The organism is Allobosea sp. CRIB-10, assembly GCF_900112185.1.
GTDB lineage: Bacteria > Pseudomonadota > Alphaproteobacteria > Rhizobiales > Beijerinckiaceae > Allobosea.
On record NZ_FOKP01000019.1, the window covers coordinates 70,316 to 84,279 of the forward strand.

Here is a 13,964-nt window from a genome sequence, read left to right on the forward strand (position 1 = left end):
CTCAGCGCTTCGCCAGCTGCGCCGCCGAGAAGCCGGCCTTGCCGGCATAGGCGTTCACGATCTGCTCGCGCTTGCCATAGGACAGGACGCGCTCGACATCGTCGAAACCGTTCGGCGCCAGCGCATCGACCGCGTCGATGACGCGCTCCGGCCCGCCGGCACGGTTCATGGCAACGATCTCCGCCGTCGCCGGCAGGCGCTGCGCCTCATAGGCGGCGAGGGCGTGGCGTGAGTGTTCCGCCTTGACCAGGAGGTCGGCGAGGCAGCGGGCATCGAGGATCGCCTGCGAGGCGCCATTGGAGCCGACCGGGTACATCGGATGGGCAGCGTCGCCGAGCAGCGTCACCCGGCCATGTGTCCAGCGCGGCAGCGGGTCGCGATCGCACATCGGATATTCCCAGAAAGTGCCGCTCGCCTGGATCAAGGCGAGGATATCGACACCGGGCACGGTGAAGCGCTTGGCGAAAGGCAGCACGTCCTCGAGCCGGCCGGCCTTCGACCAGGCTTCCTTCGGCGGCGGCTTGGCAGGATCTCCGGTGCGGACGTTGACGACCCAGTTGGTCAGGCGCGTGCCGGGCGTCTTGCCCGCGGCGATCGGATAAAGCACCAGCTTGCCGGCCATGCCGCCGGCGATGATCATGCTCTCGCCGTCGAGGAAGGCCGGCCAGTCGCAGGCGCCGCGCCACATCTGGACGCCGTTCCAGCGCGGTCCGCCCTGGTTCGGGAAGTAATGCGCCCGCACCGTCGAATGGATGCCGTCGGCGCCGATCAGGATGTCGGCGCGGGCCGTCTCGCCGCCCTCGCCCAATTTGGCATCGGCGAAATGCGCGGTGACGCCGCCTTCGTCCTGCAGGAATCCTTGCAGGCGCCGGCCGGTGCGGATCGCGTCGGCTCCCAGCCGCGCGACCACGGCATCGCGAATCACGCCCTGAAGCCGGCCGCGATGGATCGAGAACTGCGGCACCGGAGCGCCTGCGTGCAGGCCTCGCAGCTCGCGCCACACGGTCTGGCCGAAACGGTTCATGTAGATCAGCTCGCGGGTGCGGATCGCCACCGCATCGAGCGCCGGCAGCAGGCCGAGCTCGGCCAGCTCCCGGATCGCATGCGGCAACGTGTTGATGCCGACGCCGACCTCGCGGATCTCGCTCGCCTGCTCGTAGACGGTCGCGGCGATGCCGCGCGCATGCAGCATCAGGGCCAGTGACAGCCCCCCGATGCCGCCGCCGATGATGATGGCCTTCATGCCGCGTTCCGCCCCCCTGAATTATTTCAAACTTGAAATAACTCGGCCCGATTTGTCAATCGGTCCACAAAGCTGGTGAAAACCGCCGCAATTTCGCGGCTTTTGACAGGAACGAAGCCGATTGCTGTGCGTATGTACGGCCGATGCCGTCGTGTTTCGGCGGCAGGCATGTCAAAGGGCGAATTCGTGCGCGAAAGCGCGTCGATTCGCCGCGACGCGCCGGAGTCCGTTGGGGTCCGGCGTGGCGTCAATTTAAACATCATTGGTCTCAGGAGGTTTTCATGACCAAGAACGAACTGATCGCCGCGATCGCGGACGAGACGGGCAAGACCAAGGCCGACGTCTCGGCCATTCTCGGCTCGCTCGCCGGCGTCGTCGCCAAGACGCTGAAGTCGGGCGGCGACATCACGCTCGGCGGCATCGGCAAGCTGGCTGCCGCCAAGCGCGAAGCCCGTGAGGCCCGCAACCCGTCCACCGGCGCGACCATCAAGGTCCCGGCCAAGACGGTCGTGAAGTTCAAGGTCACCAAGGATCTGGCCGACGCCGTCGCCTGAGTCTTGTCGGACAGCGGCGGCTCCCGCGTCGTGTGGAGGCCGCTTGACCGATCAGCCTGCATCGCAAGCTGATCGGTTAAACGGCCTTACGAGCCGCCGCAGCTTGACCTTGAGACGCTGCTAGCCACAGTAGCGCGATGTTCCTCCGCCTCTTCACCGATCTGCGCGCCGCCAAGGTCCCGGTGACCTTGCGCGAATATCTGGCGCTGCTCGAAGGCGTCGAGGCCGATCTCGCCGAGTATCGCGTCGACGAGTTCTATTATCTCGCCCGTGCCTGCCTGGTGAAGGACGAGCGCCATCTCGACCGCTTCGATCGCGTCTTCGCCGAGGTCTTCAAAGGCGTCGAGACGCTTGGCGAGGCCTTCGAGCAGGTCGGCATTCCCGAAGAGTGGCTGCGCAAGCTCGCCGAAAAGTTCCTCACCGACGAGGAGAAGGCCCAGATCGAGGCGCTCGGCTGGGAGAAGCTGCTGGAGACGCTGAAGCAGCGTCTCGCCGAGCAGAAGGGTCGCCATCAGGGCGGCTCGAAATGGATCGGCACCGCCGGCACCTCGCCCTATGGCGCCTATGGCTACAATCCCGAAGGCGTGCGCATCGGCCAGGACAAGAACCGCAATTTCCGCGCGGTGAAGGTCTGGGACAAGCGCGAGTTCAAGGATTTCGACGACACGCGCGAACTCGGCGTGCGCAACCTGCGGATCGCGCTGCGCCGCCTGCGCAAATTCGCCCGCACCGGCGCGGCCGAGGAGCTCGACCTCGACCAGACCATCACCGAGACTGCCAAGCACGGCTATCTCGACGTCAAGCTTCGGCCCGAGCGGCACAACGCAGTCAAGGTCCTGCTCTTCCTCGATGTCGGCGGCTCGATGGACTGGCATATCGAGCTGGCCGAGGAGTTGTTTTCGGCGGCGCGCGCCGAGTTCAAGCATTTCGAGCATTTCTACTTCCACAACTGCCCCTATGAGCGGGTCTGGAAGGAGAACCGGCGCCGGCACGACCAGATCATCCCGACCTTCGACGTGCTGCGGACCTACCCGGCCGATTACCGCCTCGTCTTCGTCGGCGACGCCTCGATGAGCCCCTATGAGATCGCCATGCCCGGCGGCTCGGTCGAGCACTGGAACGAGGAGGCCGGCGAGGTCTGGATGCGGCGGCTGACCGAGCGCTTCAGCAAATCGGTCTGGCTCAACCCGGTGCAGCAGAATCTGTGGGGCTACACCCAGTCGATCCGCCAGATCGCCGGGCTGATGGGCGGGCGGATGTTTCCGCTGACGCTTGATGGCCTGGACGGTGCGATGAAGGCGCTTACACGATAGACGGCAGATTCGTCATGCTCGGGCTCGACCCAAGCATCTCTTTCAGGAGCTTCTCGGGTCCCCACTTTGCTCTGCCCGACAATGACGGCTAGAGCATGCCGATATGAGCCTCGCCAACGACGATACAACCCTGCCCTTCTGGCGCCAGCGGCCACGGCCGATCGGCTTCGAGATCGCCTATCGGCTCAAGGGCGACGTGCTGGAGATCGATTCGACCCGCAAGGTCGACCAGGTCAGGCTCTCCGCCGTCGAGCAGGTGCGCTTCATCTATGCGCCGAGCAATGTCTCGGCGAAGGGCTTCCGGACCCAGCTGCGCTTGAGCGACGGCAAGAGCATCACCTTCGGCAACCTGTCCTGGCGCTCGCTCACCGACATGGAACGCGACGATGCGCGCTACCACGCCTTCGTCGCGGCCCTGTCCGCTGCGATCACGCGCGCCAATCCCCGGGCGCGCTTCCTCGCCGGCAAGCCCTATCTGCTCTGGCTGGCGCTGACGCTGGCCGGCGGAGGCGCGATGGTGATGCTGACCTTCTTCAGCCTGCGCGCCTTGCAGCAAGGCGCGCCCACCGCCGCCGGGCTCGGGCTCGTGCTGGCGGCGGCCTCGTTCTGGCAGGTCTGGCCGATGATCAGGCTCAACCGACCGCGGGACCTCGCGGCCGGCGAAGTCCCCGACGATCTCGTCCCGGGCCGGCAGCCAGCCTGAGTTTCGCTATCGAACCACCAGCACCGAGCATTTCGCCCGCCTGACGATGGTCGAGGCGTTGGAGCCGATGACATAGGCGAGCATGCCGGGCTCGTGCGAGCCGATGACGATCAGGTCGGCGCCGCTGGCGTCGGCCTCTGCCAGCACCTCGCCATGGACCGAGCCGACCAGGACCTTGGCCGAGACGCGCTCGGCCGGCAGATTCACCTTGGCAGCGATCTCGGCGAGCTTGGCTTCGGATTCGGACTGCTGGCCGGCGTCGAAATCGGCCGGCACGAATTCCATATAGGTAATCGGCACCAGCGAGCGGACATAGACCAGCCTGATCGAGCCCTCGGACTGGACCGCGAAGCCCTCGGCCGCGGTGATGGCAGGGCCTGCCAGCTCTGCCTCGGCGAGATCGACCGGTACCAGAATCGATTTGTACATCGCATCCTCCTCCGGCGTGGCCCGCCCGGCCGCATGGTCGAACGATCGGAACCGACGCCTACACACTATGTCGGAGCACATTCTCCCAAGGGAAGAGCGTCGCGTCGTCGCGACGGATTTCTGTGCCCGACGGTGCGATGATGGCCGATACGGCCGAGAACGTCGTTGCTGCCGATCAATCAGACCTATGAACGCGCGGAAGCCCTCCCGTTCCGGAGGAGAGGGTCTGGCGGTTCCAGGGCCCGTCGCGAGGCGATGCCTTGGGAAAACGAGATGCTTCCTGAAAACTCAGCCCTGGCGGGCCGGCGTGCGCACCACGAGTCCGTCGAGATCGTCGCGCACCCTGATCTGGCAGGACAGGCGCGAATTCGGCCGGACGTCGAAGGCGAAGTCGAGCATGTCCTCTTCCATCGGCTCGGCATGGCCGGTCTTCTCGGTCCAGGCCTCGTCGACATAGACATGGCAGGTGGCGCAGGCGCAGGCGCCGCCGCATTCGGCCTCGATGCCCGGCACACCGTTGCGGACCGCGACCTCCATCACGGTCGAGCCCGTCTCGCCCTCGACCGTGCGGCTTGTGCCCTGGGCGTCGATGTAAGTGATCTTCGGCATCGTGAACTCCGGCCGCCTGGCGACGGCTGCGCAGCTGGCGCAAGCGGGAGGAACCGGCCGGGCGTCCTGGCGGGCCACGGACAGGTTCGCGAGAGGGACAACGTCCGCGAGAGGCTCGCGGACACCGCATCTCTAGAAGATTTCGAAAGCGCGCGAAACGGCGATCTCCGCCGTGCCGACCGCCCGTGCTGCGGCGTCAGGCCGCGCAGTCGAGCCGGGAAATCACGGCGCGCGCCTCGGCTGCGGCGAGCGTCAGCGCATCCAGCGCGTCCTCGCGCGGCGCGGCGCCGGCCTGGGTGAGCTGCTGCTCGATCCGGTCGGCGGCCTCAGCCACCTGCCAGGCGCCGATGGCGCGGGCAGCTCCCTTCAAGGTATGCGCGGCATCGCGGCCGGTGCTGGCGTCGCCGGCATGGATGGCGCGCAGCTGGCGAGCGCATTGCTGGGCGAACAGCGTCAGCAGCTCGCGCTCAAGCTCGGCATCGCCGCCGGTCTGGCGGGCGAGGTGCACGAGGTCGATGGCAGTCTGGGGCATGGGGAACTCGGTTTTCTCTCAAGCTGCGGGACTCGTGCAGCCTTCTGACCCTTCATCAAGCGCCGTTATGGTGAATGAGGCGTTAACGACGTTTGTGAATCAGACGCTCAAACGGGTTTCAATCACTGCTTGCCTCAACTACCCTTCGAGACAGTAAACGATGGGCGTCGTGTCGCTTTTGACGGGTTCCGGCTGGAGGCTGCCGGCTCCCGCTCTGCGGCGGACATGACCGCCCATCGCGAGTAGCGTAGCGAGGCGGCATTCATGACCCGGCAGAACAAGCTCCAGGATCCGACCGAAGCGGCAATGTCGGCGATCGAGGAGGCGCTGCGGCTCGACCCGTCGAAGACCGACGGAACGGCTTCCACAGAGCCGAGATTGCCCTCGACCACCGAGAACGAACTCAAGATCGAATTGCCGCGCGTCGAAAGCGCTCCGGTCACGCCAGCGGTGGCCGAAGCCGCGCTGGAAATGCCGGCCGCCCCTGCCCGCCCCGCCATCGCGCCGGACACCAGCCGCGTCGCCAATGACGACCGCCGGGACTCCTCCTCGCTCGTCCAGGCTTTCGCCGCCCGTCCCTCTGGACGGCCCTATTGGCTTGCGGCGCTGGCGTCCCTGGTGTGGGCCGGCGGCGTCGGCTTCACCCTTGTCAGCCGCTACGGCACCTTCACCGAGGGCCTGCCGGCCGGCATGGCCGCCTGGGGCCCGGGCCAATGGGCGCTGCTGGCGCTGGGCGCCGGCGCGCCGGTCGTGTTCTTCTTCGTGCTGGCCGCGCTCTATCGCCGGACCCAGGAGATGCGGCTGGTCTCGCGTGCGATGACCGAGGTCGCGCTGCGTCTGGCCGAGCCGGAAGTCGTCGCAACGGATTCCGTGCTGTCGCTCAGCCAGACCATCCGCCGCGAGGTCGCCGCCATGGGCGACGGCATCGAGCGCGCCGTGGCGCGCGCCGGCGAGCTCGAGACCATCGTGCGCGGCGAGATCGCGACGCTGGAACGGGCCTATGCCGACAATGAGATCCGGCTGCGCTCCCTGATCGACGAGCTGGTGACCCAGCGCGAATCCGTCGTCGGCAATGCCGAGCGCGTGAAATTCGCGATCTCGGGCGCGCATGAGAGCATCACCAAGGACCTGGAGAGCGCCAGCCGCTCGATCTCCGAGGCGGTGGCCGAGGCCGGCGAGCGCGTCACCTCGCGCCTGACCGACAAGGGCGACCAGATCACGCTCGCGCTCGGCCATGCCGGCGAGCGCATGGTCGACGAGATCAGCGGCCGCGGCAACGACCTGGTCGAGCGCCTGCAGTCGACCTCGCACGATGTCAGCGAGCGCATGACGGCTGCGAGCCAGTCTGTCACCGCCGTGCTCGACAACCGCGCCCAGGAGATCGCCGGCTCGCTGGAGCGCACCGGCGCCGTACTCACCGAGGGCCTGACCGCCGGCGCCCGCGACGTCACCCGCGCCATCAGCGAGACCGGCGCGCAGGTCGTCGAATCGCTGGCGAGCCGCGCCGAAACCGTCAACGAGACCCTGCGGGCCACCGGCGACAACCTCGCCCAGGAGATCAGCCAGCGCGGCGCCACCGTCGCCGAGCGCTTCGAGCAGAGCGGGCGCACGCTGGTCGAGCTGTTCGACACGCAGAGCAGCAGCCTGACCCAGCGCCTGACAGAGACCGGCGAGGCGCTGCGTACGTCGATCAGCAGCGAAGGCGAGAGCGTCACAACCCGCCTGGCCGAGGTCGGCCGCGGCGTGCACATGCTGCTCGGCAAGCAGAACGAGCTCGTCGTCAACCGCATCCAAGAAGCGGGTGACACCGTCCACGGCCTGATCGCCAGCCAGGGCGAGACGCTGGTCGAGAAGCTCGAAGGCACTGTCAAGACCGTCGACGAGCTCCTGCGTGAGAAGACCGATTCGATCGTGGTCCGCTTCGACGAGGCCGGCCGCGGCCTGCATACGCTGATCGGCGAGCGCGGCGAGGAATTGACCGCCCGCATCTCCGCCGTCGGCGCGACCGTGCACAGCCTATTCTCCGAAGAGGCGAGCAGCCTCGTCACCCGCCTGTCCGACCTCGGCCACGAGGTTCGCAGCACGATCGGCGAGCAGGGCGATCATCTCGTCGGCCGCCTCTCCGAAACCGGCCAACGCCTGCAGGAGGCGATCAGCGAGCGCGGCGACGGGCTGGTGCTGCGCATGGCCGAGATCGGCCAAGGCGTCGAGCATGCGATCGGCGAGCGCGCCGACAGCATCGTCACGCGCGTGGCCGATGCCGGCCGCAGCGTCGAGGCGATCATCGGCGAGCGTGGTGACGGCCTCGTCTCCCGCCTGTCCGAGACCACGTATCAGATCGAGCAGACGCTGGGCGGCCGCGCCGACGGCATCGTCGCCCGCATCGCCGATGCCAGCCGCGGCATCGAGAGCGTGATCGGCGAGCGCGGAGACGGCCTCGTCGCCAAGCTGTCCGAGACCACCGAGGAGATCCACCGGACGCTCGGCGACCGCGCCGAGGGCATCGTCGCCCGCGTCGCCCATGCCGGCCGCGATGTCGAATCGGCGATCGGCGAGCGTGGCGACGGCCTGATCGCCCGCCTGTCCGAGGTCGCACGCGAGGTCCACGCCACCATCGGCGAGCGCGGCGACAGCCTGGTCGCCCGCCTGTCGGATGTCGGCACCGAGGTCCATACCGCGATCGGTGACCAGCGCGAGACGCTGGTCACCCAGCTCACAGATGCCGGCGCCAGCGTGCGCAACCTGCTCATCGCCGAGGGCGAGGCGCTCAGCGGCCGCGTCATCGCGACCGGCCAGGACATGCAGGAGCTGCTCTCCGGCCAGAGCCAGGCGCTGGTCACCCGCGTCGCCGATGTCGGCCGCTCGGTCCATGGCCTGCTGGCGGAGCGCGGCAATGCGCTGATCGACCGGCTGGCCGAGGCCAGCGGGACCGCGCATCAGCGGCTCGACGAGACGGGTGAGGCCCTCGCCGCCAAGATTCTGGCCGCCAGCGAGACGGCGAAATCCGTCATCGACGACCAGCATACCGGCTTCATCGCCCGTCTCAGCCAGGCCGGAGACGAGGTCGGCACCCTGCTCGGCACGCAGCGCGACGCGATCATCGCCGGCCTCACCGCGACCGGCCGCGAGGTCCATGGCCTCATCGGCGAGCAGAGCCAGGCTCTGGCCGGCCGCCTCGGCGAGGCGACCAAAGCCCTGTCCGACGCCATCAATGTCGATGGCCGCGAGATCGCCGACCGCGTCTCGGAAGCCGCGAACGCCTTGCGCGGCACCTTCACCACCGAGGCCGAGCGCGCCAGCAGCCTGCTCGCCGCGACCGGCAAGGACGTGGTCATCGCCCTCACCCAGCAGGGCGGACGCGTCAACCAGGCGCTCGCCGCCAATGCCGAATCGCTGCTGCGCTCGGTCGATGCCCGCTCGCAGGCGCTCAACGAGTCGCTCGCCAGCAAGCACGATGCGCTGAACCGCCTCTTCGACGTCCAGGGCCGCGAGATCGAGGCCTCGATCGGCGCCCGTCTCGGCGCCTTCGAGGAGATCATCGTCACCCGCGGCGGCACGCTGGCCGCCAAGCTCGGCAACGACGCCCGTTCCTTCACCGACCAGGTGACGCTGCGCCTGACCCAGGTCGAGAAGCTGCTCGGCGAGGAAGGCCAGGCGCTGGCCGAGCGGATCGGCGAGCGCTCGCAGCACGCCGCCGAGACCATGATGGCCCGCACCCAGGAAGCGGCCGCCGCCATGGAGACGCAGATCAAGACCTTCGAGGAGCGCTCCAGCGCCAAGAGCGCCGAGATCGCGACCTCGCTCGACGGGCTCATCGCCCGCATCGACGGCAATCTCGGCGCGCGCGCCAACGCGCTCAACGAGGCGTTGGTCGAGCGCACCGTCGACATCGCCCGCGTCATGGCCGAGGGCGGGCGCGAGGTCACCCGCGCCCTCACCGCCAAGGCCGACGAGATCGGCGAGATCGTCACCAGCAAGAGCGAGGCGCTGACGCAGACGCTCGCCGAGAAGGCCGACAGCATCAATGCGACGCTGGGCGGACGCGCCCTGCAGATCGCCGACACGCTCGACCAGAGCGTGGCGCGGTTCGAGGAGCGCGTCGTCAACCGGCTCGACACAGTCTCCGGCACGCTCGATGCGCGTGGCACCCAGATCGCGCAGACCCTGCAAGGCACGGCCGATTCGGTCGCCGGCGCGCTCGACAACCGCACCGAGGAACTGCGGGCCCTGTTCGACGGCAAGGGCGCCGGCCTGATCACCCTGCTCGACGAGCGCGGCAACCAGATCGTCCGGACCCTGCAAGGCACCTCAGAATCGATCGCCGGCTCGCTCGGCGCCCGCACCGACGAATTGCGCGCCTTGTTCGAGGACAAGGGCACCGGCCTGATCACCCTGCTCGACCAGCAGGGCAACCAGATCGTCCAGACCCTGCAGGGCGCTGCGGCCTCGGCCGCCGGCACGCTCAGTGCTCGCACCGACGAATTGCGCGCCCTGTTCGACGACAAGGGCACCGGCCTGGTCACCCTGCTCGACCAGCACGGCAACCAGATCGCCCAGACACTGCAGGAGAAGTCGGACGGCATCGCGGCGGCGCTCTCCGATCGTTCTAACGAGCTGCGCGCCGTGTTCGACGAGCGGGGCGGCGGCATCCTCAATGCGCTCGGCCATCGCGGCAGCCAGATCGCGCAGATCCTGCAGGAGCGCTCGGACGGCATCGCCAGCGCCCTCTCCGGCCGCACGGAAGAGCTGCGCGCCCTGTTCGACGAGCGTGGTGGCGATATGCTGAGCACGCTCGATCAGCAGAGCCGCAACCTGGCCCGGACTCTGGCGGAGCAGTCCGAGGGGATGAGCTCAGCGCTGACCACGCGCACCGAGGAGCTTCGTGCCCTGTTCGACGAGCGTGGCACCGGCGTCGTCGACGCGATCGGCCGCAAGGGCGCGACCCTCGCCAACCAGTTCGCCAGCATCGGCGAGGCGCTGGTCGCCAATATCGAGAACCGCGGCAACAGCATGATCGCCGGCCTGCACGAGCGCAGCGCCGAGATCAGCCAAGCGCTCGACCTCGCCTCCGGCGCGCTGCGCGAGACGATCGAGAGCGGCACCAACCAGTCGGTCGAGGCGCTGCTCAAGACCAACGAGCAGCTGCGTAGCGAGCTCGGCAGCATGCTGGGCCGCCTCGGCGAGGCCAACAAGCTGATGCAGCAGATCGTCACCGGCGCGAACAAGAACCTCGCGGCGGTGGAAGGCAGCCTGTCGGGCCGTGTCGAGGAACTGCAAAACGTGCTCTCGACGGTGGTGCAGGAGACCAACCGGACCTCGGAACAGGTCGCGAGCCAGATCGCGGCGCTGAGGGGCTATTCGGAAGGCACGCTGCGCGACACCGCGGCGCTGATCTCGCGGATCGACGCGCAGGGCTCCTCGATGACCGAGACTTCGCAGGCCAATGCCGCGGCGCTCAACGCCGTGGCGCAGCGGCTGGAGCAGGTCGAGGCGCGCGTCGGCAACGTCCTGTCCGATCGTAGGGAATCGCTGGAGCACCTGCATGGGCTGATCGCCACCCGCACCGACGACATCGAGCAGATCACCCGCTCGTTCTCGTCGCTGCTCGACGAATCGCTCAACAATGCCGAGACGCGGACCCGCCAGCTCAGCACCGTGCTCAGCGACGCCGCCGAATCGACCAGCAGTGCCATCGCTCAGCAGTTCGACTCGATCCGCGCCGCCAGCGGCCGCGAGCGCGAGGCGACGGCACAGGCGCTGCGCGCCGCCTATGAGGAGGTGGTGAACGAGGTCTCGGGCGAGCTCGGCAAGGTCACGGAGCGCTTCCAGAGCGCAGCCGAGGACATGCGTGCGATGTCGGCCGAGATCCATCGCGAGCTCGAGACGACCCGGACCGAGCTCAAGAAGGGCGTGCTCGAGCTGCCGCGCGAGACGCAGGAATCGACCGCCGCGATGCGCCGCGTCGTCGCCGACCAGATCAAGGCGCTGAACGAGCTGACCGAGATCGTCTCGCGCTCCGGCCGCAGCAGCGACGTCGCGCGCCCGAACGGCGAGCGGCGGGCGACGTCGAGCTATCAGCAGCCGACCCCGGTCGTGAGCACCTCGTCTTCGGTCGCGGTGCAGAGCGCCCCGGTCCTGACCGAGCCGCTGCGCGCCTCGATCGATCCGACGCCGGAGCCCGCGCGGGTCGAGCCGCAGGCGCAGGTTCTGCGCCCCACCCCGGCCCCAGAACCGGTGCGGCCCGAAATAGTCCAGCGCGCCGAGCCGGCCCGCCGGCCGGCCGCCGAGCAGCCTGTCCCGGCCAAGTCCGGCTGGCTCTCGGACCTGCTCAGCCGCGCCTCGCGCGACGACCGGGCGCCGGAAACGGCCAAGCCGACGGCGCACAGCATCGAGAAGCTCGACTCGCTCTCGGTCGACATCGCCCGGATGATCGACCATGACGCGGCCGTCGAGCTCTGGGAGCGCTACAAGCGCGGCGAGCGCAACGTCTTCACTCGCCGGCTCTACACCCTGCAGGGCCAGCAGACCTTCGACGAGATCCGGCGCAAATACCGCCGCGACACCGAGTTCAAGCAGACGGTCGACCGCTATATCGAGGAGTTCGAGCGCCTGCTCGGCGAAGCGGCCAAGGACGACCGCGACTCGATGGTGGCGAAGACCTACCTGACCTCGGAGACCGGCAAGGTCTACACCATGCTGGCCCATGCCAGCGGGCGGTTCGAGTAAGAGCCAGCACTACCGGATGCAAAAAAGGCCGCCCTCGTCGGGCGGCCTTACTTTTTGGTGGAGGTTGGACGCGATCTGCGCTCGACGCGTCACCAGCCCGGCTTGCCCTCTCAGCGCGCCCAGCGGGCGATCTGGATCAGCACCTGCGACAGGGCCTGGTCGAGAGCCTGCGCCGCACCTGCGCCCTCGGCGCCGGCCGGCACGCGCGCCGAGAACAGTTTGGCACGCTGGACCTTGCCGGTGCGGTCACCGATCAGCTTGGCGGTGATCTCGACCACGGCCTGGCCGCTGGCCGCGTCGATGTTGAAGGCGCGGATATCGGTGTTAAGCTGGAAGTCGGGGACGATGCGTTCGCCTGGCCGGCCGACGGCGGCGATGCGGCTGCCGTTCTCGAAGGTCTGGATCAGGCGGGTCTGCACCAGATTGGGCACCCGGTCGGCCCATTGCGCCCCGCCGAGGAAGGAGAGCGCGCCGCTCGAATCCTTGACGATCAGCCGGTCGGAATCGAGCGCCTGCACCGCCGTCGGCTGCGCGACGATCAGCACGCCGCCGCCCCCGCCGATGCGGCCGAAATCACGCGGCGCCGAGAGATCATAGGTGGTCGGCGCCGATCCGCCGCCGCAGCCGGCCAGCAGCAACGAACCTGTGATCGCCAGGGACAGGGCGCGCAGACGGCCATGAAGCAGCAGGGGCAGAATCGGCATGGTCATATCGGGCTAGCGCGATCCGCTGTATTGGGGAAGCGGCGGACGGCCGCCGAAGATGAACTGCTGGGGATTGCGCTCGACATTGCGCAGCACGCGGTTGATGTCTCCGAGCGTGCGCTTGCCGTCGGAGGCGAGCGTTTCGAGATCGCGCAGGCCCGGGCCGGTGAAGCGATTGATGCCCGTGGTGATCTCGGCGGTGCGCTTGTCGAGATTGTCGGCCAGCACACGGATCGACTTCGCAGCATTGGCGACTTCGGCGAAGGCACCCTGCCCGTCCTGCGTGTTCAGGAAGGACTGCGCCGCCTTGAGCACGCCCTCGACCTGGTCGGCGGCGCGGTTGAGCTTGTCGGTGATCGAGGCGACGTCGCTGACCGCCTTCGACACGTCGGCACTCGAGCCGCCCAGCGCCGCGGTGAACTTGTCGATGTTCTCGACGATGCCCGTGATCTTCTTCTGGTCGATCGAGCGCACCACCGACGTCAGTTCCTCGCTCAGTGTGCCGAGCTTCTGCGACAGCGGCGCAATCGTGTCTGCGATCTGGCCGAAGCTCGACATCAGCTTGTCGATATTGCCGGAATTGTCGCCGAGCGCCTGCGAGAACTTCTCGACATTGCGGACGGTATTGGTGATCGAGCCGGAGTTCTCCTTGATCAGCCCGTCGAGATTGCCGAGCACTTCATCGGCCTTCTTGGCGACATTGCGGACCGATTCGATAATGTCCTGCAATTCGGAACGCTCGGCGATGATGGTCGGCAGCGTCTCACCGGGCTTTGCTCGCAGCACCTCGGCGTCCGGCTCGCCGCCGATCAATTGCAGGGCAACGACGCCGGCCAGGCCCTGGGCCTCGATCCGGGCGCGGGTATCGACCCGCAGCGGCGTCGTGTTCTCGACCTCGATCACGCCGAAGATGCGACGCGGATCGTCCGGCTGCAGGCCGATCTGCTTGACCTCGCCGACGCGCAAACCGTTGAACAGCACGCTCGAGCCGCGCCCCAAGCCGGTGACGGTGCCCGTGAAGATCACGCGGATATCCTGCTTGCGCCCGCCACCGCCGCTGCCGAACCAGTAGACGAAGCCGAACATCGCCGCGATCACGGCGAGGGTGAAAAGGCCGACCAGGGCGTAGTTCGCACGGGATTCCATAGCGA

10 protein-coding genes are annotated in these 13,964 nt (G+C 68.1%); 4 read left to right on the forward strand and 6 right to left on the reverse strand.

Going from position 1 to position 13,964, the window contains the following annotated elements; all coding sequences use genetic code 11:
• Position 1: 1 nt before the first annotated feature.
• Positions 2 to 1,243 (reverse strand): flavin-dependent oxidoreductase, encoded by a 1,242-nt coding sequence (locus BMZ69_RS21400; RefSeq protein WP_092160533.1) that lies wholly within the window; start codon positions 1,241 to 1,243, stop codon positions 2 to 4.
• Positions 1,244 to 1,524: 281 nt separating this feature from the next.
• On the opposite strand from BMZ69_RS21400, the gene BMZ69_RS21405 reads away from it, so the two are divergent.
• From BMZ69_RS21405 to BMZ69_RS21415, 3 genes are all read left to right on the forward strand, one after another.
• The gene (locus BMZ69_RS21405; protein ID WP_092160536.1) at positions 1,525 to 1,797 is read left to right on the forward strand and encodes an HU family DNA-binding protein; all 273 of its coding nucleotides are present in this window, start codon (positions 1,525 to 1,527) and stop codon (positions 1,795 to 1,797) included.
• A gap of 137 nt (positions 1,798 to 1,934) precedes the next feature.
• Complete coding sequence (locus BMZ69_RS21410) at positions 1,935 to 3,110, forward strand: vWA domain-containing protein (RefSeq protein ID WP_092160539.1); 1,176 nt, start codon at positions 1,935 to 1,937, stop codon at positions 3,108 to 3,110.
• A 103-nt stretch (positions 3,111 to 3,213) separates the two neighbouring features.
• On the forward strand, positions 3,214 to 3,813 hold the full coding sequence (locus BMZ69_RS21415; RefSeq protein ID WP_092160541.1) for a hypothetical protein: 600 nt from the start codon (positions 3,214 to 3,216) through the stop codon (positions 3,811 to 3,813).
• A gap of 6 nt (positions 3,814 to 3,819) precedes the next feature.
• Here the strand turns inward: BMZ69_RS21415 and BMZ69_RS21420 are convergent, their stop codons facing one another.
• The 3 genes from BMZ69_RS21420 to BMZ69_RS21430 all read right to left on the reverse strand — a co-directional run bounded on the left by BMZ69_RS21420 (position 3,820) and on the right by BMZ69_RS21430 (position 5,383).
• On the reverse strand, positions 3,820 to 4,242 hold the full coding sequence (locus BMZ69_RS21420; protein WP_092160544.1) for a universal stress protein: 423 nt from the start codon (positions 4,240 to 4,242) through the stop codon (positions 3,820 to 3,822).
• Positions 4,243 to 4,530: 288 nt separating this feature from the next.
• On the reverse strand, positions 4,531 to 4,851 hold the full coding sequence (locus tag BMZ69_RS21425) for a 2Fe-2S iron-sulfur cluster-binding protein (protein ID WP_092160547.1): 321 nt from the start codon (positions 4,849 to 4,851) through the stop codon (positions 4,531 to 4,533).
• Positions 4,852 to 5,047: 196 nt separating this feature from the next.
• The gene (locus BMZ69_RS21430; protein WP_092160550.1) at positions 5,048 to 5,383 is read right to left on the reverse strand and encodes an Hpt domain-containing protein; all 336 of its coding nucleotides are present in this window, start codon (positions 5,381 to 5,383) and stop codon (positions 5,048 to 5,050) included.
• A 264-nt stretch (positions 5,384 to 5,647) separates the two neighbouring features.
• On the opposite strand from BMZ69_RS21430, the gene BMZ69_RS21435 reads away from it, so the two are divergent.
• Positions 5,648 to 12,109 carry an apolipoprotein A-IV repeat region-like domain-containing protein gene (locus tag BMZ69_RS21435; RefSeq protein WP_092160552.1) on the forward strand — a complete coding sequence of 2,154 codons (6,462 nt, stop codon included), beginning with the start codon at positions 5,648 to 5,650 and terminating at the stop codon, positions 12,107 to 12,109.
• A 110-nt stretch (positions 12,110 to 12,219) separates the two neighbouring features.
• Here the strand turns inward: BMZ69_RS21435 and BMZ69_RS21440 are convergent, their stop codons facing one another.
• Both BMZ69_RS21440 and BMZ69_RS21445 read right to left on the reverse strand, forming a co-directional pair.
• On the reverse strand, positions 12,220 to 12,813 hold the full coding sequence (locus tag BMZ69_RS21440) for an ABC-type transport auxiliary lipoprotein family protein (protein ID WP_092160665.1): 594 nt from the start codon (positions 12,811 to 12,813) through the stop codon (positions 12,220 to 12,222).
• A gap of 12 nt (positions 12,814 to 12,825) precedes the next feature.
• On the reverse strand, positions 12,826 to 13,959 hold the full coding sequence (locus BMZ69_RS21445; protein WP_092160554.1) for an MlaD family protein: 1,134 nt from the start codon (positions 13,957 to 13,959) through the stop codon (positions 12,826 to 12,828).
• Positions 13,960 to 13,964 lie beyond the last annotated feature (5 nt).

Excerpts from the sequence above, each read along its gene's own strand:
- BMZ69_RS21400 (WP_092160533.1), bottom strand. The coding sequence starts at position 1,243 with ATGAAGGCCATCATCATCGGCGGCGGCATCGGGGGGCTGTCACTGGCC.
- BMZ69_RS21405 (WP_092160536.1), top strand. The coding sequence starts at position 1,525 with ATGACCAAGAACGAACTGATCGCCGCGATCGCGGACGAGACGGGCAAG.
- BMZ69_RS21410 (WP_092160539.1), top strand. The coding sequence starts at position 1,935 with ATGTTCCTCCGCCTCTTCACCGATCTGCGCGCCGCCAAGGTCCCGGTG.
- BMZ69_RS21415 (WP_092160541.1), top strand. The coding sequence starts at position 3,214 with ATGAGCCTCGCCAACGACGATACAACCCTGCCCTTCTGGCGCCAGCGG.
- BMZ69_RS21420 (WP_092160544.1), bottom strand. The coding sequence starts at position 4,242 with ATGTACAAATCGATTCTGGTACCGGTCGATCTCGCCGAGGCAGAGCTG.
- BMZ69_RS21425 (WP_092160547.1), bottom strand. The coding sequence starts at position 4,851 with ATGCCGAAGATCACTTACATCGACGCCCAGGGCACAAGCCGCACGGTC.
- BMZ69_RS21430 (WP_092160550.1), bottom strand. The coding sequence starts at position 5,383 with ATGCCCCAGACTGCCATCGACCTCGTGCACCTCGCCCGCCAGACCGGC.
- BMZ69_RS21435 (WP_092160552.1), top strand. The coding sequence starts at position 5,648 with ATGACCCGGCAGAACAAGCTCCAGGATCCGACCGAAGCGGCAATGTCG.
- BMZ69_RS21440 (WP_092160665.1), bottom strand. The coding sequence starts at position 12,813 with ATGCCGATTCTGCCCCTGCTGCTTCATGGCCGTCTGCGCGCCCTGTCC.
- BMZ69_RS21445 (WP_092160554.1), bottom strand. The coding sequence starts at position 13,959 with ATGGAATCCCGTGCGAACTACGCCCTGGTCGGCCTTTTCACCCTCGCC.